Below are 26,955 nucleotides of genomic sequence, written 5' to 3'. Positions count from 1 at the left end.
CGAAAAATGGAAACTGGCTCGCACACCAATCTGCAATGCCTGGCCCTGGTCGCACGCCATCATGGCGTCGACCTTTCGCCGGAGCGCCTCGTCCATGACTATTCGGTGGGCGAGCAGCGGGTCGAAACCCGCAAACTCATCCGGATGGCCAAGGACGCCGGATTGCGCGCTCGCCAGGCGAGAATGACTTGGCGTGCGCTCTTTCAGCTTGGTGACGCTTATCCGGTGCTTGCCGAACTGGAGAACGGCAACTGGGTGGTGATCGCCAGCGCCGTGGTCAGCGGCGAGCAGGAGGTCGTGAGGGTTCTCGACCCGCTGGCCGAACGGCCGGAAGTGCTGCTTGTGACGGAGCAGCAGTTCACTAGGAACTGGAGCGGATCGGTTGTCCTGCTGAAACGCAACTATCGTCTCTCGGACGACAACCAGCCTTTCGGCTTCCGCTGGTTCGTGCCCGAACTGGTACGGCAGCGGCGGCTTTTCGGCGATGTCGCCCTGGCGGCGTTCGTGCTCTACGCTCTGGGACTGACCACGCCGATCTTCTTCCAGCTCGTCATCGACAAGGTGCTGGTGCACCAGAGCTACGCGACCTTGGCCGTTCTGACGGTCGGCATCGCCATCGCGATCGTCTTCGACGCGACGTTTAGTTTCCTGAGACGTTATTTGCTGTTGTATGCGACGAACAGGATCGACATCAGGGTCGCCACAAAAACGTTCGGGCATCTCCTCAACCTTCCCATCTCGCTTTTCGAACATGCGTCGGCCGGCGTGCTGGTGAAGCATATGCAGCAGACCGGCCGCATCCGGGAATTCCTGACCGGACGGCTCTTCCTGACCCTGCTGGACGGCCTTTCCCTTCTGGTCTTCGTGCCGATCCTTTTGCTCTACAGTGTCAAGCTGACGCTGGTCGTCCTGGGTTTCGCAGCCCTTGTCGGCCTTGTCGTGATGGTGTTGGTGGGGCCTTTCCAGAGGCGGCTTCAGGCGCTCTACAAGGCGGAGGGCGAACGGCAGGCCTTGCTCGTCGAGACGGTCCATGGAATGCGGACAGTCAAGTCGCTGGCGCTGGAGCCGCGTCAGCGCAAAGTGTGGGACGACAGTTCGGCACAGTCGATTTCGGTGCGCTTTCGCGTCGACAAGATCTCGACCTTCGCCCAATCGCTGACCGGCCTGCTCGAGAAGCTCATGAGCGTCGCCATCATCGGTCTCGGTGCGCTGGACGTTTTCAGCGGCGCGATGACCATCGGCGCGCTGGTCGCCTTCAACATGCTGGCGGGCCGGGTCTCGGGGCCTCTCGTCCAGATCGTGACCATGATCCACGAATATCAGGAAGTCGCCTTGTCCGTCCGGATGCTCGGCGAGGTCATGAACCAGCGGGCCGAGCAGCAGGGCCGCGGCAGGGGCCTGCGGCCGGAACTGACCGGCCGGATCGAGTTCGACAAGGTCTCGTTCCGTTATGGTCCGGATGGCGCGCCGGCGCTTGACGACATTTCCTTCACCGTGCCGGCGGGAGCGGTCTTTGGAATTGTCGGGAAAAGCGGATCGGGCAAGACCACGGTCACCCGCCTGATCCAGGGGCTTTATCCGGTCCAGGATGGGCTGGTGCGCATGGACGGCTACGACAGCCGCGAAATCGATCTCGTTCATCTGCGCAAGAGCATCGGCGTGGTCCTGCAGGATAGCTTTCTTTTCCGTGGAACGGTGCGGGAGAACATCACGGCAGCCAAACCGGATGCGAGCATCGAGGAAGTAGCCGCCGCGGCGCGCATGGCCGGTGCCGAGGAATTCATCGAGCGTTTGCCGCGTGGTTATGAAACGATGCTGGAGGAAAACGGCGCCAACCTGTCCGGCGGGCAGAAGCAGCGCCTCGCCATCGCCCGGGCGCTGATCACCAATCCGCGCATCCTGATCTTCGACGAGGCTACCAGCGCGCTCGACCCCGACAGCGAGGCAATCATTCGCCAGAACCTGTCGCAGATTGCCAAGGAGCGCACCGTCATCATCGTTTCGCACCGGCTTTCGACGCTGGTCGATGCGGACGCCATCCTGGTGGTCGAACGTGGCAAGATAGCCGACGCCGGTCGCCACGATCAGTTGCTATCCCGCTGCATGACCTACCGTCATCTGTGGACCCAGCAGAACAGGCACGCAGCATGAGCACCCAACCAGCCCGGGCGGTCGAAAAGCGGCCTGTCGCGGTAGAATCGTCCGCGGCAAAGGTCGTCCCGCTTCGGGAATTGTCGCCGATCATCGCCGAGTTTCAGCCGGACGCCGTCGAACTCGAAGAGCGTGTCCCGCCTAAGACGGCACGGTTGGCGCTGTACGGAGTGACTGCCCTGATCGGCGCGGCGGTGCTCTGGGCGTCGCTTTCGTCGATCGACGAAGTCGTGGTCGCTCCCGGCAAATTGGTGACCATCGAGCCGACCATCATCGTGCAGCCGCTCGAAACGTCGATCATTCGTTCGATCGAGGTGAAGACCGGCGACGTCGTGCGCGCCGGCCAGACCCTTGCCACGCTCGACGCGACGTTCAGCCAATCCGATGTCGATCAGCAGCGCGCAAAATTCGCCGCCTTGGATGCGCAGGTCAAGCGGCTGGAAGCTGAGATCGACGATGTCGATTACGCGGCGATCGCGGGAAATTCGCCGGACGAGCGGCTGCAGGAGATGATGTTCGTCCAGCGGCGGGCTTTCCATCTTTCCCAGTTGAAGAATTTCGACCAGCAGATCGCCGGCCAGGAAGCGGCAATCGCCACCAGCAAGGATCAGGAGGCGATCCTAGCCAGCCGGCGCGACGGTCTTATCCAGATCGAGCAGGCGCGCGAGGTCTTGTACAAGAAGGAGACCGGTTCTCTGCTCAACCTGCTCGGCTCGCGTGACGCGCGGCTCGATGTGGAATCGACGCTCGCCCAGTTGCGCGGCACTGAAACGGCCGCCCGGCACATGCTTGCCAAGCTTCAGGCCGAGCGCCAGGCGTTCATCGACGATTTTCGCCGCGTGACGGTGGAGCAACTCGTCGACCTGAAAAGCCAGCGCAGCACGGTCAGCGATGAGCTGAAGAAGATGGAGTTGCGACGCGACATGGTTGCCCTGACGGCGCCCTCGGACGCCGTGGTGCTCGATCTCGCCCAGCGCTCGATAGGCTCGGTCGTGCGGGAGGCGGAGCCGATCGTGACCCTGGTGCCGTTGAACGTGCCGCTCGAGGCGGAGGTGTCGATCACCACGCAGGACATCGGCCGGATCGAAGTGGCCGATGAGGCGCGGATCAAGCTTGACGCCTATCCGTTCCAGAAATTCGGCACCGCCTCCGGCACCGTTCACACGATCAGCCGCGACGCGTTCGCCGCCGATCCGCAGGAGCAATCAGCCGGTCCCCGCGCCCCCTTCTTCAAGGCGCGCGTCCTCCTGGGCGACAAGCAATTGGAAGTTAATGGCGAGCCGGTCCGGCTCCTGCCCGGCATGACCGTATCGGCCGAAATCAAGGTCGGCCGGCGAACGGTCATCTCCTATTTCCTCTATCCGTTGATCCGCGGTCTCGACGAAAGTATCCGCGAGCCCTGAGCCTCGAAAAAGGTCGAACAGACTCCGGGCCGGATGAATGCCGGCTAAAATTCCTCGGAGACATGCGTCAGATACGAGGGATCGAATCCGACCAGTTGCCGGAGCACCGAGGGATTCAGGAACTCGACTACGCCGCCGTTGAGTGTCAGCCATTCCCGCTCGCGCAGACTGCGCAGAACCCGGTTGAGGTGGATGCTGGTAAGGCCCAGCGTGTCGGCGAGCAGTTGCTGCGACAGCGGACAGTCATAGGACGTCGAGGTGCCTTTTCCCGCATCGTGAAGCCGGGCGCCGAGTTCCAGCAGAAAATAGACGATTCGGCCGAGTGCGCTGCGCCGCCCAAGATTGGCGAGGTGCTGGGCGGCGATGGCGTCGTCGCGGGCGATGTTCCACATCACCGCTTCGCCGAGCATGGGCGAAGCCCGCATCCCGGAAAGGAGCTGCGCCTTGTCCACTTCGGAGACCACGCAGTCCGTCAACGTTTCGATGTCGCGATCCGAGATAGCCGAGAAGAGACTCGTCACACCAATGAAGTCGCCCGGCAGGCGGATGTCTATGATCTGCCGCCCGCCGTCCGGCAGCCGCTTGTAGGTGCACATCCAGCCTTCGTGCAGAATATAGGCTACGAGCGTGGCCTCGCCGTCCTGGATAAGTTCCTTGCGCTTGCCAACCACGTGGCGGGCGCCTCGAAAATCCGTGAGGACTGCCTCGTCAGCTTTCGATCGGGCAAACCTGCCAAATCTTCTTGAAAACGCGTCGTCCTGCTGAAACGGACCGCCTGACAAAATCCCTCCGCGTGCCAATTCATTGTCACAATTATAAGTATGGCATTGTAGGCGCAACAAAAAGGGCGAAAGTTGAAAATAAGCCATCTCAGGAAAGCTGCAACCATAAGGCGATAATTTGGTTGTGGGTATTTTATCCTTGCCTCCGCGGCCGTGGTGTTTTGCCTGCCTGCTCAAAATTCCCCGAGGCGTCGGTACATCTTGATATTGGCGTGAAAGTCAATTCGGCGGGAACGAAGGGGTGCAGGACGCAGATTTCGATGAGGCACCGCACACCGAGAAACAAACATTGGAAGGTGAACGATCGCTCGCTGAGCAGGAAACAGCAGCTTTTTTAATAGGCGTGTTCACCTGGAAGCGCCTCGGAAGGAGTATGCCAAGATCAAAGTCAGGGGACAAAGGCCCTTCCGGCACCGCCCACCGCGGATAGGCCGTTTACATTAGGCGGCGAAGAAATACATCAAAAGCCGTAGCGGGTCAGAAACTTAACAAACAATTAACCCAAATTAGTGCCCGGACGATTCGGGTATGTATACTCCCGGTGACTGCGGCGAGTGCCGCGGCGAGCTAAGTGGTGACTTCGGTCCTGATCCGTCCGGTCGTGTGACATCGACTGGCCCCGTAGGATTTGTGCATTGGCTTGGCTGCAACTGGGTGGGTAGCAGCGCGGATATGATGATCCTGTCTCCTCAAGAGGCATGGTTTGGTGCGCGCTCTGTGGGAGTAGAGTTGAAATGAGCACTGCAATCGCAACAAATGGAAGTAAGACGCCGATCAGCCTCATCTCTTCGGCTTTGAAGGACATGGCCGATCCGCTTGGCGACGCCGAAGGCGGCTCGCTGTCGAAGTCGTACCGCTCGCTGGTGATCGTCGACCCGCGCGCGCTCGACAGGGAATGCCTCGCCCGGAGCATCATCGCGCACAAGGTCGAGATGGAAGTCCTGGCCTTCGGATCGATCGAAGACTGGAAGCGGGAGAAGGATCTTCATCCGCCGCTTGCCGCAATCCTCCTCAATGTCGGCGGCAAGAGGTTCAACGATCCGGCGGTTGGCGAGACGATCAAGAAGCTCGCGTCGGAATTCGACAAGACGCCCGTTATCGTTCTGGCCGATACTGACGAACTTCCGCAGATCATCAAGGCCCTGGAATATGGCGCCCGCGGATACATTCCGTCATCCGTCGGCATCGATGTCTGCATCGAGGCTATCAGCCTCGCTCTCGCCGGCGGCATCTTCGTGCCGGCCAGCAGCGTGCTTTCGATGCGTCAGATGCTCGACAGCGGCGCGACCGCCGCCCCGCCCATGGCTGGCATGTTCACAGCCAGGCAGGCCGAGGTGGTGGAGGCTCTTCGCAGGGGCAAGGCCAACAAGATCATCGCCTATGAGCTGAAGCTGCGCGAGAGCACCGTGAAGGTCCACATCCGCAACATCATGAAGAAGGTCAAGGCCACCAACCGGACCGAAGTGGCCTACAAGATAAATGACCTCTTCCCTGTCGACTATGCGAGTTCCGCGTCGAACGGTCGGTCGACGAGCTGATAAGAATCTCATCATCCTGAAACGCTCCGCGGTGGCTTGGCCGTCGCGGAGCGTTGCTCTATCGGTGCAGCAGACGCGGGTTAAAGTGCGGTCCGCGCGGCAGGCATTCGTTTGCCGCGACGACCGGGCTTTCGATCCGTCCGTCGACCGCAATGTTTTTGGCGATGAGGATCAGATGAAGGTCAGAAGGCTGGCCATACCGGAGATCGTCGAGCTTGAGCCCCAAGTCTTCGGCGACGGGAGGGGGTTCTTTCTCGAGAGTTTCAATCAGCGCAGGTTCGACGAAGCGATCGGCGAGCCGGTCCGTTTCGTGCAGGACAATCACTCGCGGTCCCAGTTCGGCGTCTTGAGAGGGCTCCACTTCCAGCGCCCGCCCTATGTGCAGGGCAAGCTTGTGCGGGTGGTCGCCGGCGAGGTTCTGGATGTCGCCGTCGATATCCGACGCTCGTCGCCGACGTTCGGCGCCTGGGTTTCGGCTGTTCTCTCCGCGGAGAACCGGCGGCAACTCTGGGTACCCCCGGGCTTTGCGCATGGCTTCGTCACTTTGTCGCAGACCGCCGAGTTTCTGTACAAGGTGACGGACTACTACAACCCCGAAAGTGAACGCAGCATCCTGTGGAACGATCCCGAGATCAACATCGACTGGAAGGTGGACCCCGCCGCGGTCAAGCTCTCTGCACGGGACGCCGCCGGGCTTGCGCTGCGGTCGGCTGAGATCTTCGACTAGATGCAATGATTAAAGGGCGCGCTCCTGGAGCCGCTCGTGAGGCCCTTCGCATGGCGACACTTCTCCTAGGTCGGGACGGCCAGGTCGGTTGGGAACTGCAGCGCGCATTGGCTCCGCTCGGGCCAGTCGTGGCCGTGGGGAGGGCCGAGGCTGACCTGTGGGACCCCGAGAGCGTACGCCGCCTGGTTCGGTCGGTCAGGCCGCGAATAATCGTCAACGCCGCCGCCTACACGGCGGTGGACAACGCCGAGTCCGCCGAGGACACGGCCTGGCTGGTGAATTGCGCCTCCGTGAAGGTCATGGCCGAGGAGGCAAAGCTGAGCGCAGCCTGCCTCATTCATTACTCGACCGACTATGTGTTCGATGGAAGCAAGAATGCGCCCTACATCGAAACGGACGCTCCGAATCCGATCAACGCCTACGGTCGCACCAAACTGGCAGGTGAGGAGGCCATTCGCCAGTCGGGCTGCATCCATCTGATTTTTCGGACGAGTTGGGTCTTTGCGCGCAACGGGTCGAACTTCCCCATGACCATGTTGCGGCTGGCACGCGAGAAAGACCAGCTTCGTGTGGTCAGCGACCAGGTCGGCGCGCCGACAAGCGCCGAGCTTATAGCCGACGTGACGGGTCTCTGTCTGTTTGGCCGCAAGAGCGATCCAGCCGCCTTCGCAGATGTGTCCGGCACCTACAATCTGGTCGCCGCCGGCGAAGCGTCGTGGCATCAATACGCGCGCTATGTGATCGTCGAGGCGATGCGAAACGGTGCGTCGCTGAGACTTGCCGCCGATGACGTCCTGCCTATTGCATCGTCGGACTATGCGACGCCGGCGCGGCGGCCGCTGAATTCACGGCTGGCAATTGGAAAGATCCAGGACACATTCGGCCTCGACCTGCCCGATTGGCGCCTACATGTGGCGCGCTTCGTCAAGGAAAGGGCGTGATCGACGAAACCGCGTGCGGGTGCCGTCAAATACCCAAAGCCCGCCCGGCTTGTGGAGGGGCGCGCCGCACGAAACCGCCGGACGGCGGGGAAGGTCATACGAACAGCGGCTGTCCATTAAGCTTAATTGATTACCTCCAAGGCCAATCGGATCGCGTGATATCCAGGCGGGCGCGGGTTAAGAGACTTAGCTGATCCCAAAGTCCCCATGCGCGAAGCATGGAAGTTGCACAGAAATACTCAGGTGACCTGGTTCGTATTGGCAATGGCGATGTTCAAGTTTCGGCTGCGGAGCCCGGCGCGAGACCATCAGACGGATGAGGCCCGGTTTGGCCGGCTTCAGAACTTCCTCGATCAGATGATCGCCGAGATAGACCTGGAGCGGAAGGGGCTGGGGGCCCGTTACGAGTCAGCGACCGCCGACGCGGCATTTTTGTTGGAAAGCCAGGACAGCGAGGCATCGACGGAGGCGAACAGGAGGCGGGTTGACGAACTGACGGCAATCGTCCGTGGCGTCGAGCGTCGCATGAAGGAATTGACCCGCCAAAAGGACTTGCTGAAGCAATTGAACGATGCCGGGCGCGAGTTTCAAAAAACCACCGCTGCGCCGCCCATGACGGCGCAACCGCAAGCCGTGGGTTCCGGCGCTTGAAACTCGGGATCGTGTAGTCGCGTTCCGACACCGGCGACGACGTGCCGGCACCGCCATAGCGTTCATAAATTGTTTACCATAAGACAGGGCGGCTGGGGGCGATCGTTTTGATCACTGTCGCGGCGGCCAAGACTCAAATAGCGCAGGAGCTGGCCGGGCTCACGTGGACGACAACACTTGGCGATCTCAGGCAACATCATCGCCTCGGGTTGATGTGAGTCCGGCCACCTGCCTTTTGGAAAGCTCACCGGGGCCGACCCCCTTGCCTGCCCCGTCCCCGGCGAACCTTCATTCCCGAATTGGTACATCGGGGCCGGCGATGATGCCGGCACCATGATCCGATGCACGGATCATGCCAGGGCCAATGCGACGACCGGAATCAACACTCAACCACGTCTGCATTAGCTCGAATGCATGAGTGGACTAGTCCTGTATGCGGCTAACTTTTCGTGAGACAGTATGGCGCGGCAATACCCCAACCTGCCCTTGCCGCCTTGGCCGGCGCGGCTGTGAGGGCTCCTTCGGGAGTTAGCCGCGTCGGCCGGGCGATGCCGACGGGTGAAGTGGGCTCACCTGACGATTTCTTTCATCCCATCATCTTGTGGCCAGTCTTTCCTTTATTCGTTATAGTGCCGGTCGGGTACAGGAGTTGGGGTGGTTCGCCGCTCATGGCCGCCAGCGGTTTCAGTTCGAAGCAACTGGGCCCGGTCGGCGGCTTGGGAAATCTTGAAATATTGCCCCATGAAAGACCGGGTGTCTGGTCGATCCTGTCCCGGACAGGTTCGCAGTATGAAAGATGCTTTTGAAACGATTATCAAGCAGAGCGATACAAAGGTGCTCTATCGCGTTCAGTGGCAATTCCCCTCCGGCACAGGACATATCTCCTTCTATCGCGGCACCGAGACGGTTCAGACGGACAACGGTAAGAAATTTCGAACGGTCGAATTTGGAAGCTTCGAAAAAGCGACGAAATGGTTTCTGGGAACGGTCTGATCGTCGCCGGGACTGATTCGCGGCATTCGGTCGATCGGCTGTGAATTCCCGTGCTGCTGCCGTGCTGTGCCGGCACCCCCGGTCGTCCATTCGCCCACGTTGCATCCTCGATAAACAACGGCGCTCCGCACTGGACAGAACCCGGGCATCGAACGGGACGGAAGAATCCGCTCGGCAGAGTCCAGTTTTGAAACGCCTGCCGACCGAGGCCGCCTCTGGTTGACCCGGATTTCATTTCCACATGCCACGCATCCGGCTCCGTAAGTCGACTTGGACGATCGGCTTCCGCGACGGATCCGCATCGATGCCCGCGGTCGGCCACCCCATCCGTTCGAACTGTCCGAGAATGTGATCCGGGATGAAGCGGGTGCGCGAGGCGTAGACGTGGCGGTCGCCGCGCGACGCCTGGCCGCTCGTGTAGAAGCGTTGCGGCGTGATCAGGTGCAGCGAGTCTTTCGCCCGCGTCATCGCCACGTAAAGCAGCCGCCGCTCCTCCTCGATGTCGGCATCCTCGCCCACTGCGAGATCGATCGGGATGCATCCGTCGACGGCGTTGAGCACGAAGACGTTCTTCCACTCCTGGCCCTTGGCCGAGTGGATGGTGGAGAGGATCAAAAAATCCTCGTCGAGATGCGGCGGGCCGGCGCGGTCGCTGGTCGCCTCCGGCGGATCGAGCGTCAGGTCCGTGAGGAATTTTTGGCGCGACGGATAGCCCGCTGCGATCTGTTCCAGTTGCAGCAGGTCGGCGCGGCGGATCGTGGCGTCTTCGTGGATGCGCGCCAGATGCGGCTCGTACCAGAGCCGGACGCGCTCGAGATCGGCCGGCCAGGTGGACTTCGCGCGCAGGCCGGCGAACAGGTCGACGAAGGCGGGCCAGTCGGTCTCGGTTCGCTGCGGCACGCGGAACGCCGACAGGCCGAGCACGGCATCCAGCGACGTGGCCATGGCCTCGATAATCGCGCCGGCGGTCGACGGGCCGATGCCAGGCAGAAGCTGCAGCACGCGAAAACCGGCCACGCGGTCGCGCGGGTTTTCGGCGAAACGCAGGAGCGCCAGCACGTCCTTGACGTGGGCGGCATCCAGGAATTTCAGGCCGCCGAATTTCACGAAGGGGATGTTGCGGCGGGTGAGTTCGACTTCCAGAGGGCCGCTGTGATGCGAGGCGCGGAACAGCACGGCCTGCGCCTTCAGCACGGTTCCGGCCTCGCGCTCGGCGAGCACACCGTCGCAGACGTAGTTCGCCTGGTCGGCATCGTCTCGCACCGTGACCAGCAGCGGTTTCTCGGCCGATCTGCGCTCGGTCCAGAGGTTCTTGGTGAAACGTTCGGCGGCCTCGCCGATCACCGCGTTGGCGGCGCCAAGTATGGCGTCGGTCGAGCGGTAGTTGCGGTCCAGTGTGACGATTTCGGCCGGCGCGGCGAACTGCGCGGGGAAGTCGAGGATGTTGCGCACCTCCGCCGCGCGGAAGGAATAGATCGATTGCGCGTCGTCGCCGACCACCGTCAGGCCGGCGCCATCGGGTTTCAGCGCAAGCAGGATGGAGGCCTGCAGCCGGTTGGTGTCCTGGTATTCGTCGACGAGGATATGGTCGAAGCGACCGCCAAGCCGTTCGGCCAGCGCCGGCTCGCTTGCCATCTCGGCCCAATAGAGCAGCAGGTCATCGTAATCGAGCACGTTCTCGGCCTGCTTGGCCTCGACGTAGCCGGCGAACAGCCGCTTCAACTCGTCGTTCCAGTCGCGGCACCACGGAAAGGCTTTTGCCAGTATCTCGTCGAGCGGCTTCTGCGCGTTGACGGCGCGTGAATAGATGGCGAGGCATGTCCCCTTGGTCGGAAACCGGCTCTCGGTCTTCGACAGCCCGAGTTCATGCCGGACGAGGTTCATCAGGTCGGCGGAATCCTCGCGGTCGTGGATGGTGAAGGCGGGGTCGAGACCGATATCCGGCGCGCAATCGCGCAGCAGGCGTGCGCCGATGGCGTGGAAAGTGCCGGCCCAGTTCAGACCGTCGGTCAGCACGGAAGCCTTGTCGCCCAACACTTCGCCGGCGATGCGCGCGACACGCCGCGTCATCTCCACGGCGGCGCGGCGAGAAAAAGTCATCAGCAGGATGCGGCGCGGATCGGCGCCCTTGACGATCAGATGCGCGACGCGATGGGCGAGCGTGTTCGTCTTGCCCGATCCCGCCCCGGCGATGATCAGCAGCGGCCCGGCAACCGTGCCGCCGCCATGCTCAACGGCGGCGCGCTGGCCTTCGTTGAGAGCAGCGAGATAGGCCGGCTGAAAAGCCGAATCATGCAGAGCAACGTTCATGCCGCCATGGAGCAGTGTTTCCGGTTCGTTCGCAATGCCCCAGATTTGTGGAATGGGGAAGCGCCAGGCCGGCCGACCAGCTTCGGCACCTGACGGGCAACCGTCCTCGCGGGCAGCACCCATCGTCGCCGCGCCGCGAAAAATCCGCGCCGGCTCTCGATGCCTGCGTTTGCATTGTCCGGAATGACGCCGGTCATGACGTGTCGGCAGGCTCCAGCGCCCACATGGCAAGTCCGTGGACGACGTCCAACACCTCGTGGACGTCATGGGTGGGCTTTCGGCTCCAGCCGGGCGGCCGGCCGGGTTTCAGCGGACCGAGGCGGATCCAATTCGCGCGGCGAGCTTTGCTGTGCGAACTGGCCGCGTCGCGCCGTCGGGTTTGTGTACCTGCTTTGCCTGCGTCCCTGTCTCGCGCAAGGGCCGCGTCGCGCCGTGCCTTCCAGCGGGCAAAACGTCTTGCCTGGCCCGGCAGGTCGTCCAGCGCGGCAGCCAGCGCTTGCAGTCGGCGCGCCAGACGCTCCGCGTTTATCGGGTCGCGAGGCGATGGCGGTCGCGGGAAGGAAGATGGATCGGCCACGCCGGGAAACAGGATGCGCGGCACGCTGTGCGCGGGCTGATAGCGGCGCTGGACGCGGAACGGGTCTCGCAGCGGATCGAGCAGCGGCAGGCTGAGGCGTTTCGGGCGCGCGGCGCGGATTTCCGCGGCCCGCCTGGCCGCCGCGGCACGCCGGAGATCGTCGCGCGACAGGGTGACGGCGATGCCGAAGCCGCGCAGCAGCGGTTCCGGGTTTTTCGGTTTCGGTTTTCGCGGGCGCTGCGGCGGCAGGGTCACCACCAGCCCGCGCGCCGCCACGACGATCAGGCGTCGAGCCGCTGCCTCTGCCGGACGCAGCAGTCTGAGGATGGCGCGGTGGAGACGGCGGGGCAGGGTCAGTGCCGGGGACAGTTTATTTTTTTCCGCCCGCGTCCGCCTTGAAGCGGCAGCGCCCTTCCGCGGAAACAAAAAAACTGTCCCCCAGCGCCAGGCTCGCCAGCGCCAGGCTCACCGGCGCCAGGCTGCCCGGCGTCATATCCGGTATCGGCGTCCAGCTTGGCACCGGCAGCCAGCCCGGCCATGGCGACGAGCATGGCGAGGATACGCTTCAGCGCCTCCCGGTTCTTGTCGATCGCCGCAGTCCAGTCCATCGCCAGCACAGCCGCTTCCTTTTCCGACACGGGCGGCGAGGATTATCGGCGAGGTCGGGAGGGGTGGGGAAAGATTTTGGGAAAATAATCCTGACGGATGCTGACAAAAGCCGGCTGTCCAGGAAAACCCGGCGCGAGACCCTTCCTTGCAAAGTCCAGCAACAGGCGGTCTTTGCGTCCTGCCCGCGACATGACATTGCATCGCGGGGTCGGGCCATTCGTCGGCAAGCCGGCCAATCTGCTTGGGCTGCGAGTTAGTTGTTGTCCTTCGGCGGATCGACGGCTTTCAGGCCGCGCAGCCCTTCGCGATCGCCGGTTGCAGCGATGGCCCGGAATATCCTTCGGGCATCTTCCTTGCGCCGGAGATTGAGATAGGCGTAACCGCGCATCGCCATCAGGTCGATGCGCTCGGGCGCGATGCGGGCGCGCTGGTCGAGGGCGAGGATAGCTTCGGCATAGCGGCCGGCACCGAAGAAATCCGATGCGCGCCTGCTCAGCAGGGCCTCATCGAGTTCGAGGGTGCGTTTGCGGTCCTGCGGCGCCTTGGCCGCCGCCACGGCCGCATCGTTGGACAGGCCGACGCGAAGATAGGCGAGGCTTTGGCCGTAGGCGGCATCGCGCTGGACGGTAGCGTCGCCCCTTTCCATCGCGTTCTCGAAGGCCTTGATCGCCTCCAATGGCCGCTTCATCTCCATCAGGCACCAGCCCCGCGCCAGCGACGCCGACCCGCCGAGGTTGGAATAGGCCTGCGTCGTCTTGCACGAGCGATTCCGCTGAAGGCGGTCGCCTTTGGCCGAGCCGGAGCCTGACCCCTGTGCGGGGCGGACCTGTTCCGACGCCTCGATGACTCGGGCCGGGGCCTCCGCCGTATCGCCATAGGTCTGGCGTTCGGCAATCGGACTCGCTGCCCCGGCCTGCGCCGGCGGGGCTGGCAACGTACCCGGGCGCTGACGGTCGCGGCGGATCTCGCCGAGTGTCGCTATGCGCTCCGAACGTCCGGCCCACAGGCGCTGGATCTCGGCGACGCCGGCCGCGTCCTTCAGTTGCAGGCGCGTCAGGGCCAGCCCGTAGGCGGAGGGCTCGTCGTCCGGCTTCCAGGACAGCGCGGCGGTGAACCACTGGCCGGCGGTGCGATGCTGGTTGAGAGCGCGGGCATACCACCCGAACTGCTGCGCCGCCGCCGCGTCCCGCGCCTTGCCGACGACCGGCGCCATGCGCTGGAGCATGGCAGGCTCTATCATGGCGGGAGGATCGCCGCCGAGCAGGTTTGCGACCGCCGCGAGATAGACCTTGCGCGCCTCGTCGCTGCTGTCGTTCCAGGGGAACAGCACGTCCTCGGCTTCGGCATATCGTCCGAGCCCGACCAGCGCCAGCGCCAGGCCCTGCGAGACCTCGGCGGTGTCCTTCACGCCGCGCGCCTTGCGGAACCATTTCTCGGCTGCCGTCGGGTTGTCCCGGCCAAGGTAATACCAGCCGAGCAGGATGGCGTCGGAAGCCTGGCCATCCTTGTCGGCAACGGCCTCGACCGCGCCCACGTCGCTCGGGGGAACCGTCACCTTCGGATCCTCGCCGGCGGCGGCGACGCTGCGCCGCGCCAGATCGATCTTAGCCGCTTCGAACTCGCCCTTGCCGTCGGGGCCGATCCGTTCCGTCGCCAGCAGGTCGGCGATCTCGTCGCGGGACAGGACCGGTATCGCCTTCTCCACGGTGGCGAGACGCTCCGCCTGGTCGGTGCAATTCTTCAGGATGTAGAGAAAGGCGTCCCTGGCGCGCCCGGTCCGGTCGGTGACCGCGAAGGCTTCCGCCACACGCCACAGCACGTCGACCTCGCTGCAGGTGAGCAGGCTCGGCGTATTCGCGGCAATCCGTATCACCATCTCGGACTGTTTCAGGTTCGATGCGTTGACCAGGCGGTCGCGCGCCTCGGCGATGGTCAACCGGTCGAGCAGATCCTGCGGGGGACGCCAGGCCGGCTCGGCGGCGACGCGATCCGCAATCGCCTTGCGGACTTCGGCGTAGCGGTTCTCCGAATAGAGCTGCCACATGTCGTCGAGTTTCACGTCTCCCAGCGGCACCACGGCGGAAGGGTCGGAGGGAGGCGTCCAGTCGGGATAGAGCGTGCGCAGGCGCGCAATCTCGGCTTCCAGGCGTTTGCTGTCGCCGCGCCGGGCGAAATAACGCAGCGCCGTCTCGTCGACGGCGGGCGCCTGGCCGGTGGCGGCGGTGCTTGGCGCGGGGGCAGGGGCCTGCGGTGAGGGCGTCGCGTTGACCGTGGCCGGCGGCGCGGCGGGCACGGTCTGGCCGCCCGTTCCGGCGCTTGGCGAAAGTTGAGCGGTCTGGGTGCCGGACTGACTGGAGCGGTCGGTAGTCCCGGGCTGCGAGGTGCCGGCCGCTTCGCGTGTCGCGCGCGATTGGAAGAAGCCGTCGGCCGTCTTGTTGTCGCGCAATCCGAAATAGCCGACGACCGCGGCGCCCGCCACCAGCCATATGATGGAAGGCACTCTCACGGGCATTGCTCCGGGTGTTCGGCGAGGTGCGACAAGGCCAGCAGCTGCAGCGTCGAGGGAAAATACAATGTCGGCGTGAAGGTCTTGAGGTCTTCCGGGATCGGTTTCTTGTCGAGCGCGCAGGCGACGAGCGCCGGGATGATCCGGTAGCCCGGATCGGTCAGCGTATCGCGCGGCTCGCCGGTGTCGATGTTGGACGTCGCCACGCCGCCTTGCACCGACATGCCCGCCGCGTACCCGGCGAGCAGTTCACGGTCGAGTATTCCGGCGCGTACGAGGTAGAGCGGGACACGCAGCGCATTGTAGCCGAACTCGGGCTCAAAACCCTTTGCCGGCTTCGGCATCGTATGCAGCGATACCCAGTCCGGCGGAAGCTTCCGCGGACCCATGGAGGATTGCCGCAAGATCGAAAGCCCGTCTTCGCTGAGCTTGCCCCAGGCGGGATCGCGCGAAAGCTCGCCTAGCACGGGAAAGGTCTCGAATATCCAGTAGGACGGATTGACGACCGGACCGTCCGGCCTGTCCTCGGCTGAAAAGCCTGTCGCGGCCGGCAGGATGATCAGCTTGCCCTGGTTTTCCGTGACACCGGTCTGCGCGATCGTGTCGGCCATGCGGGCGGCCGTCGTGGCGAATTCCGGGGCCTGCCACTCCTTTGCCGCCAGCGCCAGCGAATAGGCGATCAGCAGGTCGCCATCGGTGGCGTTGTTGGGATCGGTGACATGCGGAGAGGTCGATGGGTCCCATTTCCATGCTGCCAGCCCATCGTTGCGCAAGAGCAGTTCGTCGCGCGTGAACGACCAGATCAGGTCGAAGTCGGGCCGGCTGCCGGCCATCACCGCCAGCAGCAGGCCGTATCCCTGCCCTTCGGAGTGACTGATATTGCCGTTCGCGTCATCGATGATGCGGCCGCTGCTCTCGAGGAACCGGCTCTTGTAGGCTTCCCAGTCGGCGGCGCGCACCAGCGGCGGTCCGGCGGTTGGCTGCGCGGATACCGGGCTGTGGCCCATCAGGAACGCCGCGATCGTCAGCGGGACAAGCGACCACTTCATCCGCGCCGCCCGAACACGGAAAGCAGGCCCGCGGTGACGAGTCCCAGGATGGTGCAGAGCGCGACAAGCCAGCCGGCGAAGGCCAGAACGTTCGACGACAGCCAGTTGGCGGCGATAAGCCTATAATTGGAAACCGAAGCGGGTTGCGTGGGGACGAAACGGAAGGACGAGACCGGCACGACCGTGAGGGTATCGGACTTCCCGTCGAGTGTGGTGATGTGTCCGCCGATCTTGTTCCAGTTCTCGAATTTGCTGAGCGCTTCCATGCCGGTGTCGAGTTGCTGTCCCGAAGGCGCCGTCACCAGGGTCCAGGTCCCGCCCTCGCCGATGCTCTCCTGTTGAGCGACCATGATGGAGGCGCTCTGTTTGGGCATGAAGTCGGTCGGATCGGCCGTCTTGATCAGCGATCCGATGGTGAAATCGAAATTGCGCGACAGCCAGTCTTCGAGCGAGCTGACCCGGCCGCGCCATCCGCTGCCGGACAATTGCTGCCGCCAGCGGTCGAACGTCGCCGTCGTGTCGGAGGCGGGGGTGGTCTCCGCGGCGGGGCGGCTGGCCTGCGACCATTCCGACTGGCTGTTGGCGGATATGCCGAAATGGCGGAGGATTTCCGCTGGCGTGTTGGCGATCGAACTGACGAAGATGGCGTCCCGCCCGGTGGCCATGGCCGGCGACAGGCTGGTGTCGACGCGCAGCGCGCGCCCGGCAGCCACCGACATGCGGGCGAGCATTGCCGCGGCCGCCGAAAGCGCGCCGGGCTCGTTGCGCTCCAGGATGATCGGCGTGGAATCCGTGGCTCGGTTATAAGGGAAGCCGGTTCCGGCCAGCGCCGAGAGGTCGGGGCTCCGGGCGATGCGCGCGAAATTCGGCACCTCCAGCCTGGAGGTTTCGAAGAGGACGAAGCGCGGATCGGTCGATGCGGTCGTGCCCGGCGTGCAGATCGCGTCTGCCGCCGTCATCAGGATCGCCTCGATCCTGACCATATTGGCGCCGGGCTTCAGATGCCGCATGGTCACGCCGATCGGCAATTGCCGCAGGATACCGCCGCCCGACTGCGATATCGGCAGCGTCGAGGCGATGTTGCCGTTCACATAGATGTCGATGTGGCTTCCGGGCAGGACTTCGGGCGAGAAGGCGGCGTCGAGCAGGATCGTCGCCTCGCCATAGTCGTTCGCGTAGAAATCGGAGGGGATTCCGAAGGCGAATTCGGTGCGGAACCGCCGTCCGGTGAACTCCTGCGTGGGCACGCCAAGGTCGGCGAAGGTTGCCGAGGCTCCTTCGCGATAGAGCGGTGCATCCGGCAGCCGCCAGTTCTTGGTCGCGATGACCGCGCGCATGCTGGTGGGCGGCCGGTCCACCGGACTGACGATGCTCTCCACCGCCGAGGCGATGACCGTCCAGCTTGGCCCGCCGACGACCAGCGTCGACGGACCGGTGGCGGCATCGTCGACGAAACCGACGAAGGCCGAGGTCGTGGCGGCCTCGGGGACCTTGTCCAGCACGCCGGCCAGTTCCTGGGCGGTTCCGATCACCACTGTCATCGAGCCGGCACGCGCGGGCTGCTGCGCCGTCCGGTTCACGCTCATGTCCATGTTGGGCATGTTGGCCGACAACGCCAGGCCTTCGGCGAGGCGCACGATGGGCGCGGTGGCGACTGCCGAGTCGAGGCCCGGAGCCACGATGGAAAAATGGGTTTCGCCGTTCTGGTCGACGCCTGTCGCCTGGATGTCGTCGACCCGCCGCTTGGCGACCGATACGGCCGGGTCGAACGACAGGAAGGTGCGGCCGGGGTCGATCTCCGTCCAGAGTTCGTAGGTGGATTGAATGGTGCAATCGGTGCGGTGGCGCATCACCGATTCCAGCACGATCGTATTCGCGCCGGGCCTCAGCAGACCTTGCGGCAGGTCGGCGACCAGATCCGAAACCTGGTCGGAGGACTGGATCGGAATATCGAAGACCGCGACATCGTTGATGATCAGGCGGAACTTGGAGAGTTCCGGCGCGACGACGACGGAGTTCTGGTAGGCGGAATGGATCTTGCGGGCAGCGGAAGCCTCTTCGGCCGTGAGGAATACCGACCAGGACCGCCGATGTGTCTCTCCCTCCATGATCATTTCGCGGAACGGGATAAGAAAACGCCGGAACTCCGCCGGAGCGGTGGTTTCAAAAGCAGTCGCCGCGACGCTGATCCCATCCGGGCCCGCTGGCTTGTTCGCTTCCAGGGGAGCCGTCTGCGGCGAAGTGGAAGGCGCGGGGGCCGTTGGCGCGGCGGCAGGCGGCGCGGGCTGAGCAGGCGTCCCGGAGGGCGCGGCGGGCACACTTGCCCCGGGCGGCGGCGGATAGGCTGCGCGCTCCTGCGACATGTCGAACGGCGCCACCTGCGCATAAGCGCTGCTGGCAAGCAGGGTGCCGAGAAGAAGGCAGGCGGTGGAGCGCATCCCTATTTCGCTCCCTCGGGAGCGGTGACGGCGGCCGGCTTGCGGGCCGGCGCCTTCGCGGCCGTGGTCTTTGGACCGTTGGCCTTCGGAGCGGCCGGCGCCTTCTGAACCAGCGGTGCCGGGGCTGGCGGAGTGGGAGCCGGGCGGTTCATGAAGATGCTGCGCGACAGGTAGACCAGACCGCGATAGGTCTGGAAGAACGCCAGGCCGAAGAACCAGACCGTTCCGCGCAACAGCCCCGGATTGCCCCGCCGCGACAGTTGGAACTCGGTCCACTGGTTCGAATTCGCAAACATCAGGTCGGCGATCAGCCGGTGGTGGATCGTCGTCGACGGCTGGTAGCGGCATCCGAAGAACGTCGTCTCGCCGGCGCCCTCCTGATTGCGGATCGTCAGTGGCAGTTCATGGGTCTTGCCGTCGAAATGCGTCTTGAAGCGCACCGTCAGCAGTTCGTCGGCCTTTGGCATGGCCGGCTTGCCGTAAACCTGGAGGCGCAGGCCGTGGACGGAGACGTCCTCAATGGTCGCCGGCATCCAGGAGCGGCCGATCTTGAATTCGCAACGCCGGCTGACCTTGACCCGGCGCGTGGCCGCCCGCTGTCCGCGCTCCGACACGACGCCCAGCGCGGCGCCCGCAAGCACGAGGTTCAAAAGGTTCCATCCGCCGACGACCAGCGTGACGTCCATCTTGTAGGGCTGGTAATAGGCTTTCAGCGCGGTGACGCCGACCGCCACCACGAGCAGGCCGAAAATGACGAAGAACGGCATGGCGATCTCCGAAAGCCGGCTGTAGGTGATCGACTCGTCCTTGGCTGTCACCTTGAAGGTCGGCTTGCGCGGATGCAGGATGACCGACACCACCGCCGGCAGCAGGTGGACCGTCTGCACATATTCGTAGAGTTCGGAAATCCACGGCCAGCGGAACGCGCCGTAGAGATAGTTCTGCATCATCAGGTTCACGAGCATGTAGCTCAGCGTGTAGGCGAGGAACTCGCCGCCCGATGCGGTGAATATTTCGAGGTCGAGGAACAGGTAGCACAGCGGTGCGACCAGGAAGATCGCGCGCGGAAACGGGAACAGCCAGAACAGCGTCGACGACATGTAGCAGAGCCGCTGCGGCAGGCTGAGGCCGCGCTTGAACAGCGGGAACCGGAAACGCAGGATCTGCATCATGCCCTGCGCCCAGCGGCTGCGCTGGCCGATGAAGCTGGCGAAGGTCGCCGGCTGGAGGCCGGCGATCAGCGGCTTGTCGACATAGATGCTGTTCCAGCCCTGCGAATGCAGGGCCACGGCGGTCTCGCAGTCTTCCGTGATGCTGATGCCACTGAAGCCGCCGGCGGTGTCGAGGGCCTTGCGGCTGAGGATGGCGGCCGAACCGCAGAAGAACGCCGCGTTCCATTTGTCCAGCCCACGCTGGATGACGCCATAGAACATCTCGTTCTCCGACGGCATCTTCTCGAACGTCTTGAGATTGCGCTCCAGCGGGTCGGGGTTGAGGAAGAAGTGCGGCGTCTGCACGAGGAAGAGTTTCGGATCCTCGCCGAAATATTCCACGGTCTCCTTCAGGAAATCGCGCGCCGGGGCATGATCGGCGTCGAACACGACGATGAGCTCGCCCTTGGAGTGGGCGAGACCGTTGTTCAAGTTGCCGGCCTTGGCGTGTTCGTTGCGCTCGCGCGTTAGATAGTGGACGTCCAGTTCGCGGCACAATGCCTTCAGCTCGGCATGGCGCATCTCGGCTGCCCTGGCGCTGCCGACATTCGCGGCGTTGCGTTTCTGCACCGTGCCGCCGTCGTCCAGCAGCCAGACGTTCAGCTTGTCGGCCGGATAGTCGAGGGCCTTGGCGGCCGCCATCGTGTTGGCGAGCAGTTCGGCGTCCTCGTTGTAGGTCGGAATGAAGACGTCGACCGTTGGGATGTATTTCATTTCGCCGAAACGCGCCGCGCGCGACGGACGCGGCGGCAGAGGAGAGGCGACCACGAAAAGGCTGAGCGCCAGCATCACGACGCTGTACATTTCCGCGCAATAAAGCAGGAAACCCGGAATGAAGTCCTCCGGCTGGTTGATCGGCGGCAAAGTGCTGGTGGTGCGCCAGTAGACATAGCGCATGACGATCGCTGTGCCGAAGGACAGCGCGATGAGCCGGAAGATGCCCTCCGGCCGCACCAGCTTCAGCACCATCATCATCACGACGACCGCGATGCTGGCGATGAGCTGCGTGCTGAGATTGATGGGAAGCGTGACAAGCGCCAGCACGCCGAAAGCGGCGACGGCCCAGAGGAGACTAACAGCCAGCTTTCGCATTCCTCGATCCCATCGTCGAAGTCGAATTGCCGGAATCCCTGGGGTTTCCGACCTGTTGCTGTCCGCTGCCCCTCGCAAGCGAAACGTTGTCCGGCGGAGAAACGATACGAATCGCCGTCCCGCCACTGCCTGCTGCAACTAAAGGTAATTCTCGGTTAACGAAGTGTTACCGGACGCCCCGACATCGGCCGGAAGTTAATACCCAGGGAAAGTGAAGCGGCGGCAACGGTCGCATCCCCTGCGCCGGGAGGATTGGGGAAAATGCGGGAACTGCCGCGGCGCTGACAGCGGAGTTGCTGCGATGGAAACCTGTCCGGCAGGGAAATTAATGGGCAGCTTCAGCGACGGGCGGCGGCGGTACGGCCGGGGCGTCCGAAACGCCGGGCGGCGGCGGCACCGCGGGTCCGATCGGTTCCTCCTCGACGACGGGAGGCGGCGGCGCTTCCTGGCGCTGAACACGGCGGACACGGCGCGGCGTGACCGTCGGCTCCGGCGCCACCGTCTGGAACTCGTTGTTTGCGACGGGATAGACGTCCGGCCCCGCCGCTCCCAATGTTTCCGGAACCGCGGGAGGACTGCCGTAAGGATTCCAATTCGAGTCGCTCAGATAGGCGTTCACGGTATAGCCGTACATCACCGCGAGCAGCTCGCGCTCGGTGGCATTCGTGCCGCACAGGCGCAGCCTGATGTCCACCGACCCCTTGTTGCCGATCAGGGCGGGACGGGACCGGAGGTTCTGCCATCCATAGAGGCAAAGATCGTTTCCGGATCGGCCGATCCCGTAGCCGAAGGGGCCGTACCTGTTCTGCACGAAGTATGGCGATTTCGACATCGCCACGCCGCGAACCGCCGACCGCATTTCGGAGCCGATGTTCGTCAAAGCCAGCGACCGCGAGGACGTGTGCCCGTCACCGGCTTCCTTGGGGTCGAGGTCTCCGAAGAGTTTCACCCGGAAATAGTTCTGTCCGGCAACCGAGGAGTCGGTCGCCAGCGAGATCTCCTGCTGGATGGCGTTGGAATATCCCCGCTCCAGCACATGGACGATCGCCGGGCCGCCGGGCGGTGGCAGCACATAGGCCGTGTCGGCCGGCACGCTCTTTTGCACCGACGACGTATGGATGCTGGCGCCCTGCGAGCAGCCTGCAATCGCGGTCACAAATCCGACGACTATGCCGACCTTGGCAAAAAGCCTCTTGGTCGGCACGGAATCAGCGCTGCTCCGAATGATCCAGCGGTGAAGAATCATGTGCGATGCATATGAGATTCGCTTGATTCGATGAAGGAAAAACCTGCGGCAACCGTCTTTTCGATACGATTGTCGTCCCACGCATCTTACGGAGCGGCATGTTGGCCCTTGTGGCGAACCGCCGCAGACCCGGATGCTGGGAAAAGCCCGGTCTCCATCCCGCCGGAAATCGCCAAACGGCGCAAACAGTGATCTAAATACCAACTCGATACGCAGGGGGATTTCAATGATCGCACACGGTTTTCGGCGGGTGACGCGGCATGTGCCCAAGGTGCTGCTGGCGATCGTGTCCGCCGTGCTCGGCGCCGTCGCCGCGGCGCTCGTCGTCGCCGTCGTGGTGCTCAACAGCAAACCCGACCTCAGTGTCTGGCATCTTGTCCATCTCGACGAGGAGTTCACGAAGAACGCGCCGGTGACCTCCCTGGAGGGCTATCTGGCCCTTGAGGACAGGCTGTTCGCGCAACTGCAGACCGAGGTCTACGCCAAAATCGATGACAGCGAACGCACGCTGTTCAACCGTTACAACGAAGGCAGCAGGTCGGATCCGGCCAGATGGCCGCAGAACTGGAACCACACCTATCAGCTCGGCAACGAGGCGCCGGCGTTCGGGGTGCTCATGCTGCACGGCTATTCCGACAGTCCCTACAGCCTGAGGGCGCTCGCAAGACTGCTCCACGAAAACGGCGGCGAAGTGCTGGGACTGCGCATCCCGGGACACGGGACCGCGCCCAGCGCCCTCATCCAGACGACGTTCGGCGACATGGCGGCGGCTGTGCGCATCGGCATGAAGCACCTGGCTGGCAAGCTGGGTGGCAAGCCGATCTTCATCGTCGGCTATTCGAACGGCGGCGCGCTGGCCACCCATTACGCGCTCGCCTCCGTGGAAGACACTTCTTTGCCCAGGCCGGCCGGGATTATCCTGATCTCACCGGAAATCGGCATAGCCGAAATCGCCGCCTATTCGGACTGGCAAGCGCGCCTGGGCGACCTGCTCGGCCTCGACAAGCTCGCCTGGAATGCCGTTCAGCCGGAATACGACCCGTACAAATACAATTCCTTCGCCGTCAACGCGGGCTATCAGGCCTATCAGGCGACGGTCGAAATCCAGGCGCAACTGGATCGACTGGAAAAGCAGGGCAGGCTGGCCGAGGTTCCGCCCATTCTTGCGTTCCAGTCGGCTGCCGACGCCACGGTGGAAGCGCAGGCGCTGCTGACCAAACTGTTCGACCGGCTGAAGCCCGGAGCACATCAGCTCGTCATTTTCGACGTCAACAGGATGTACGCCGCGCAAGGGCTGCTCAAGACGTCGCTCGACGTGGATAGTCTGCTGTCGGGGCCGGCCCGCTCCTACGGGGTTTCGGTTCTGACCAACCGGGACGGCGCCAGCACATCGGTCGTCGCGCGCGAACGGCCGGCGGGCGAGACGACGGCGACGACAACCGAACTTGGCCTGTCCTGGCCCGGCGAAGTCTATTCGCTGTCGCACATCGCGTTGCCGTTCCCGCCGGACGATCCGCTCTACGGCGAGGGCGAAGGGCCGGAAAACCCCGGCATCAGGCTTGGCCGGCTGGACCTTCGCGGCGAGAACCGCACATTGGCGATCCCCAATACCGCAATGACCCGACAGCATTGGAACCCGTTCTTCTCGGTCCTGTCCGATCGAACGCGCAAATTCGTCGAAGCGGCGGCCCGCTGACTTAAGCCGGCTTCAGCGATCTGCGCGGACCGCGCCGCTGCCGTTGGCTGCGGGCCAACGACGGCAGAGCCGCCCAAGTTCGCGGGAGCGAAGAATTCGTATGTTAGATCAATATGTTAGGAATGGCGCACCCAAGAGGATTCGAACCTCTGACCTTTGCCTTCGGAGAATGGATAATCGGTTTCGCCGAAATTATCCAATTCTATCCGATTGCACGCTATGGCTCTGAAATCACAAAACAAATTTGAATCCGCTAAGCGCCGAGACTACGACAAGGGGGTCGAAACCCCACCCTGCCGTGCTTACGCTTTGCTTACGCGCGGAATCTCTCAAGGAGACCTGCCCGTATGCCAAAGCTGACCAAACGAACCGTCGATGCCACGGAGATCAGCTCCAAGGACTATGTCCTGTGGGACGACGAACTACCCGGGTTCGGGCTGCGCGTCTTCGCCTCGGGAAAACGAAGCTATGTGGTGCAGTATCGCGCCTCGGGCCGCTCGCGTCGCTTCACGATCGGACTGCACGGGGTGTGGACCCCGGAAGAGGCCAGGCGCGAGGCGAAGGTGCTGCTCGGCCAGGTCGCCAGAGGCGGCAACCCCGCTGAGGAACGCAAGCTTGATCGCGAGGCGATCACCGTCAAGGAACTCTGCACTCGCTACCTTGAGGATCTGAGGAACGGGCTGGTGCTCGGCAAACGAGGTCGGCCGAAGAAGGCCACGACGATCTCGACCGACATCGGACGCATCGAGCGCCACATCATTCCGTTGCTCGGCAATCGACGGGTGCGGGATTTGGCCAAATCCGACATCACCCAGGCCATGAAGGACATCATGGCGGGCAAGACCCGCGCGAACGTCAAGACCGACAAGCTGCGCGGGCGTGCGATCGTGCGCGGTGGAGCCGGTACGGCGGCGCGAACCATCGGTCTCTTCGGCGGCATCCTCAGCTATGCCGTTGAACTCGGCATCATAGAACAGAATCCCGTGCATGGAGTTCGCAAGCCCAAAGACCAGGTCAACGCCCGCCGCCTCAGCGAGCAAGAGTATCGCACGCTTGGCGACATTCTGCGGAACGCGGTCGAGGACGGGCAGTACAGGACCACCGCAGAAATAATCCGGGTGATCGCTCTGACGGGTTGCCGCCGCAGCGAAGTCATCGGTCTGCAATACGGTGAAGTCGACATCGACGGTAGTTGCCTGCGCCTGACTGACAGCAAGGAGGGAGCGTCAGTACGTCCTATTGGCCTGCCGGTCCTGGAATATCTCGAGGCGCGCCGCGAGGATGAGCAGGATGCTGAAGACTACGTCTTTCCCGGCTGGGAGGATGGCACCCCATTCGGGAGCTTCCCCAGGCAGTGGACGAAGCTGCTCAAGGATTCCGACTTGGCCGGCATCACGCCGCATGTTCTCCGGCACAGCTTCGCTAGTATCGGCAATGACCTTGGGTTCACCGAGGCCACGATCGCGGCATTGGTCGGGCATTCACGAGGTACAGTGACGAGCCGCTACATCCACACGGTGGACACCGCGCTTATAATGGCGGCCGACAGCATCGCTGGTTACATACAGGGTCTGCTCGACGGCGTCGCGTTCACTCACACCGCCTATGCGGTCGATCGAGATTCCAGGAAGGCAGCGCTCGCACACTGCCTGGGCCAGCCGACACCGGGAGGAAGGGCTATGAACGCTCCGCAGCATGATTGGGCTCTTTCGTACCGGAACGACTGCTTCGCAACCCCATGCACGAACCCGCTTCGCGGGAGGGTGCCTTGGCCTGAGATGGCGTATTATTCGTAGCCTTTGAGCGGGTGGCGTCGGCGATCTGACCATGGAGTTCCCTTCAACGAGAGGAACTCGCCATGGTTACCCCATCGACCGATGCACCCGTCTCGCCGCTTCGCCAGCGCATGCAGCACGATATGCTCATGCGGGGTCTCGGCTCCCACACGCGGCAGGACTACGTTCGTCACGTCCGGTGCTTCGCCGCGTTCCTCGGGCGCTCGCCCGACACCGCGACGCCGGAAGATATCCGCCGCTTCCAACTCGATCAGCATGAGAAGGGCGTCGGACCTGCGACCATCAACGGCGCGGTCTCGGCTCTGCGGTTCCTGTTTCTGGTGACCCTGCAGCGCCGGGATCTGTCGCGCGCCCTGGTGATCACCCGCTATCATCGCAAGCTTCCGGATGTGCTCAGCGTGGAGGAAGCGGGACGGCTGCTCGAAGCTGCACCGGGCCTCAAGTACAAGGCCGCGCTCGGTGTTGCGTATGGCGCAGGACTGCGCGTGTCCGAGGTCGCGCACCTCAAGGTCGATGACATCGACTCGGGACGCATGCTCCTTCGCGTCGAGCAGGGCAAGGGCCGCAAGGATCGCAATGCGATGCTCTCGCCCCAACTTCTCGAACTGCTGCGGCTGTGGTGGCGCGAAGGCAGGCGACGCGGGGTCATGCTTCCGCATGGCTGGCTGTTCCCAGGCCGCAGCCGCACCGATCCGATCTCCTCGCGGCAACTGCATCGCGCCGTCCAGGAGGCAGCCGAGGTCGCCGGCATCCGCAAGCGCGTCAGCCCGCACACGCTGCGTCACAGCTTCGCCACCCACCTGCTCGAACAGGACGTCGACATCCGCGTCATCCAGGTGCTGCTCGGGCACAGCAAGCTCGAGACGACCGCGCTCTACGCAAAGGTCTCGACCCGGACGATCCACGCGGTCACCGGACCGCTCGACCGCCTGATGGCTCTGATGGAGGGCAAGACGCCGCCGGAGTAAGGCGTGCGCGCCTCGGTCGAGGTCGCCGACATCTTCCGCGCAGCCGGGCCCGCTTATCGGGCCGCCCATGCAGGCCACCTGAGCCTCGCCCAGCTCAAGGTCATGTCGGCGATCGAGAACTGCCGCACCGCTGCCCTCGCAGGTCACGTCGAAGCCTGCGAGAATTGCGGCCAGTGGCGGATTGCCTACAACTCCTGCCGCAACCGGCACTGCCCGAAGTGCCAGGGCGCGGCGGCGCGGACGTGGCTGGGCGAGCGCGAGGCCGACCTGT

Annotated in this window: 19 protein-coding genes and 1 pseudogene; 11 read left to right on the top strand and 9 right to left on the bottom strand. The window is 63.8% G+C overall.

Annotated features, from left to right (window positions below):
- The first annotated feature begins 6 nt into the window (after nt 1-6).
- Both ABMA59_RS29375 and ABMA59_RS29370 read left to right on the top strand, forming a co-directional pair.
- Complete coding sequence (locus ABMA59_RS29375; protein WP_349008930.1) at nt 7-2,151, top strand: peptidase domain-containing ABC transporter; 2,145 nt, start codon at nt 7-9, stop codon at nt 2,149-2,151.
- Complete coding sequence (locus ABMA59_RS29370) at nt 2,148-3,554, top strand: HlyD family type I secretion periplasmic adaptor subunit (RefSeq protein ID WP_349008929.1); 1,407 nt, start codon at nt 2,148-2,150, stop codon at nt 3,552-3,554. The genes ABMA59_RS29375 and ABMA59_RS29370 overlap by 4 nt, the downstream gene beginning before the upstream one ends.
- 44 nt (nt 3,555-3,598) lie before the next feature.
- On the opposite strand, the gene ABMA59_RS29365 is transcribed toward ABMA59_RS29370, so the two are convergent.
- Complete coding sequence (locus ABMA59_RS29365) at nt 3,599-4,513, bottom strand: Crp/Fnr family transcriptional regulator (RefSeq protein ID WP_349008928.1); 915 nt, start codon at nt 4,511-4,513, stop codon at nt 3,599-3,601.
- Between the two features lie 557 nt (nt 4,514-5,070).
- Between ABMA59_RS29365 and ABMA59_RS29360 the strand changes: the two genes are divergently transcribed.
- The 5 genes from ABMA59_RS29360 (at nt 5,071) to ABMA59_RS29340 (ending at nt 9,186) form a co-directional block, all read left to right on the top strand.
- Nucleotides 5,071-5,874: a LuxR C-terminal-related transcriptional regulator gene (locus ABMA59_RS29360; protein WP_425475998.1), complete on the top strand. Its 804-nt coding sequence runs from the start codon at nt 5,071-5,073 to the stop codon at nt 5,872-5,874.
- Nucleotides 5,875-6,049: 175 nt separating this feature from the next.
- A complete protein-coding gene (rfbC, locus tag ABMA59_RS29355) occupies nt 6,050-6,601 on the top strand; it encodes a dTDP-4-dehydrorhamnose 3,5-epimerase (RefSeq protein WP_349008927.1) in 552 nt (183 codons plus the stop codon).
- Between the two features lie 50 nt (nt 6,602-6,651).
- Nucleotides 6,652-7,542 carry a dTDP-4-dehydrorhamnose reductase gene (gene rfbD, locus ABMA59_RS29350; protein ID WP_349008926.1) on the top strand — a complete coding sequence of 297 codons (891 nt, stop codon included), beginning with the start codon at nt 6,652-6,654 and terminating at the stop codon, nt 7,540-7,542.
- 243 nt (nt 7,543-7,785) lie between these two features.
- Nucleotides 7,786-8,193 carry a hypothetical protein gene (locus ABMA59_RS29345; RefSeq protein WP_349008925.1) on the top strand — a complete coding sequence of 136 codons (408 nt, stop codon included), beginning with the start codon at nt 7,786-7,788 and terminating at the stop codon, nt 8,191-8,193.
- 789 nt (nt 8,194-8,982) lie between these two features.
- Nucleotides 8,983-9,186, top strand: a complete 204-nt coding sequence (locus tag ABMA59_RS29340; protein ID WP_349008924.1) for a hypothetical protein — start codon at nt 8,983-8,985, stop codon at nt 9,184-9,186.
- Nucleotides 9,187-9,417: 231 nt separating this feature from the next.
- On the opposite strand, the gene ABMA59_RS29335 is transcribed toward ABMA59_RS29340, so the two are convergent.
- The 8 genes and pseudogenes from ABMA59_RS29335 to bcsN form a co-directional block, all read right to left on the bottom strand.
- Entirely contained in the window at nt 9,418-11,496 is a 2,079-nt protein-coding gene (locus ABMA59_RS29335; protein ID WP_349008968.1) for an ATP-dependent helicase, read from the bottom strand.
- A 193-nt stretch (nt 11,497-11,689) separates the two neighbouring features.
- A complete protein-coding gene (locus ABMA59_RS29330) occupies nt 11,690-12,499 on the bottom strand; it encodes a hypothetical protein (RefSeq protein WP_349008923.1) in 810 nt (269 codons plus the stop codon).
- Nucleotides 12,427-12,690 carry a hypothetical protein gene (locus tag ABMA59_RS29325; protein ID WP_349008922.1) on the bottom strand — a complete coding sequence of 88 codons (264 nt, stop codon included), beginning with the start codon at nt 12,688-12,690 and terminating at the stop codon, nt 12,427-12,429. The genes ABMA59_RS29330 and ABMA59_RS29325 overlap by 73 nt, the downstream gene beginning before the upstream one ends.
- A gap of 245 nt (nt 12,691-12,935) precedes the next feature.
- Nucleotides 12,936-15,188: a tetratricopeptide repeat protein gene (locus ABMA59_RS29320; RefSeq protein WP_349008921.1), complete on the bottom strand. Its 2,253-nt coding sequence runs from the start codon at nt 15,186-15,188 to the stop codon at nt 12,936-12,938.
- Nucleotides 15,185-16,237 (bottom strand): family 8 glycosyl hydrolase, encoded by a 1,053-nt coding sequence (locus tag ABMA59_RS29315; protein ID WP_349008920.1) that lies wholly within the window; start codon nt 16,235-16,237, stop codon nt 15,185-15,187. The genes ABMA59_RS29320 and ABMA59_RS29315 overlap by 4 nt, the downstream gene beginning before the upstream one ends.
- Nucleotides 16,234-18,675 (bottom strand): cellulose biosynthesis cyclic di-GMP-binding regulatory protein BcsB, encoded by a 2,442-nt coding sequence (locus tag ABMA59_RS29310; RefSeq protein WP_349008919.1) that lies wholly within the window; start codon nt 18,673-18,675, stop codon nt 16,234-16,236. The genes ABMA59_RS29315 and ABMA59_RS29310 overlap by 4 nt, the downstream gene beginning before the upstream one ends.
- A gap of 137 nt (nt 18,676-18,812) precedes the next feature.
- A pseudogene (gene bcsA, locus ABMA59_RS29305) lies at nt 18,813-20,978 on the bottom strand (UDP-forming cellulose synthase catalytic subunit); the annotation flags it as partial.
- Between the two features lie 325 nt (nt 20,979-21,303).
- Entirely contained in the window at nt 21,304-22,182 is an 879-nt protein-coding gene (bcsN, locus tag ABMA59_RS29300) for a cellulose biosynthesis protein BcsN (protein ID WP_349008918.1), read from the bottom strand.
- Nucleotides 22,183-22,450: 268 nt separating this feature from the next.
- Here bcsN and ABMA59_RS29295 point away from each other — a divergent pair, with 268 nt between their 5' ends.
- From ABMA59_RS29295 to ABMA59_RS29280, 4 genes are all read left to right on the top strand, one after another.
- Nucleotides 22,451-23,920 (top strand): alpha/beta hydrolase, encoded by a 1,470-nt coding sequence (locus tag ABMA59_RS29295; protein WP_349008917.1) that lies wholly within the window; start codon nt 22,451-22,453, stop codon nt 23,918-23,920.
- Nucleotides 23,921-24,267: 347 nt separating this feature from the next.
- Complete coding sequence (locus ABMA59_RS29290) at nt 24,268-25,716, top strand: tyrosine-type recombinase/integrase (RefSeq protein ID WP_349008916.1); 1,449 nt, start codon at nt 24,268-24,270, stop codon at nt 25,714-25,716.
- A gap of 62 nt (nt 25,717-25,778) precedes the next feature.
- Nucleotides 25,779-26,684, top strand: coding sequence for a tyrosine-type recombinase/integrase (locus ABMA59_RS29285; RefSeq protein ID WP_349008915.1), 906 nt, complete (start codon nt 25,779-25,781; stop codon nt 26,682-26,684).
- Between the two features lie 3 nt (nt 26,685-26,687).
- Nucleotides 26,688-26,955 (top strand): transposase zinc-binding domain-containing protein (locus ABMA59_RS29280; protein ID WP_349008914.1); only part of this gene is annotated, 268 nt, incomplete at its 3' end.

Origin of the sequence: Mesorhizobium yinganensis (genome assembly GCF_040081985.1) — a bacterium.
Taxonomy (GTDB): domain Bacteria; phylum Pseudomonadota; class Alphaproteobacteria; order Rhizobiales; family Rhizobiaceae; genus Kumtagia; species Kumtagia yinganensis.
The sequence above is the reverse complement of the archived record's forward strand: the minus strand, read 5'-3'. Positions and strand labels throughout refer to the sequence as shown.

Bases quoted from the DNA above. Each gene is read 5' to 3' on its own strand.
- ABMA59_RS29285 (WP_349008915.1), top strand. From the start codon at position 25,779: ATGGTTACCCCATCGACCGATGCACCCGTCTCGCCGCTTCGCCAGCGC.
- rfbC (WP_349008927.1), top strand. From the start codon at position 6,050: ATGAAGGTCAGAAGGCTGGCCATACCGGAGATCGTCGAGCTTGAGCCC.
- ABMA59_RS29335 (WP_349008968.1), bottom strand. From the start codon at position 11,496: ATGAACGTTGCTCTGCATGATTCGGCTTTTCAGCCGGCCTATCTCGCT.
- ABMA59_RS29315 (WP_349008920.1), bottom strand. From the start codon at position 16,237: ATGAAGTGGTCGCTTGTCCCGCTGACGATCGCGGCGTTCCTGATGGGC.
- ABMA59_RS29295 (WP_349008917.1), top strand. From the start codon at position 22,451: ATGATCGCACACGGTTTTCGGCGGGTGACGCGGCATGTGCCCAAGGTG.
- ABMA59_RS29370 (WP_349008929.1), top strand. From the start codon at position 2,148: ATGAGCACCCAACCAGCCCGGGCGGTCGAAAAGCGGCCTGTCGCGGTA.
- ABMA59_RS29360 (WP_425475998.1), top strand. From the start codon at position 5,071: ATGAGCACTGCAATCGCAACAAATGGAAGTAAGACGCCGATCAGCCTC.
- ABMA59_RS29310 (WP_349008919.1), bottom strand. From the start codon at position 18,675: ATGCGCTCCACCGCCTGCCTTCTTCTCGGCACCCTGCTTGCCAGCAGC.
- ABMA59_RS29375 (WP_349008930.1), top strand. From the start codon at position 7: ATGGAAACTGGCTCGCACACCAATCTGCAATGCCTGGCCCTGGTCGCA.
- rfbD (WP_349008926.1), top strand. From the start codon at position 6,652: ATGGCGACACTTCTCCTAGGTCGGGACGGCCAGGTCGGTTGGGAACTG.
- ABMA59_RS29290 (WP_349008916.1), top strand. From the start codon at position 24,268: ATGCCAAAGCTGACCAAACGAACCGTCGATGCCACGGAGATCAGCTCC.
- ABMA59_RS29340 (WP_349008924.1), top strand. From the start codon at position 8,983: ATGAAAGATGCTTTTGAAACGATTATCAAGCAGAGCGATACAAAGGTG.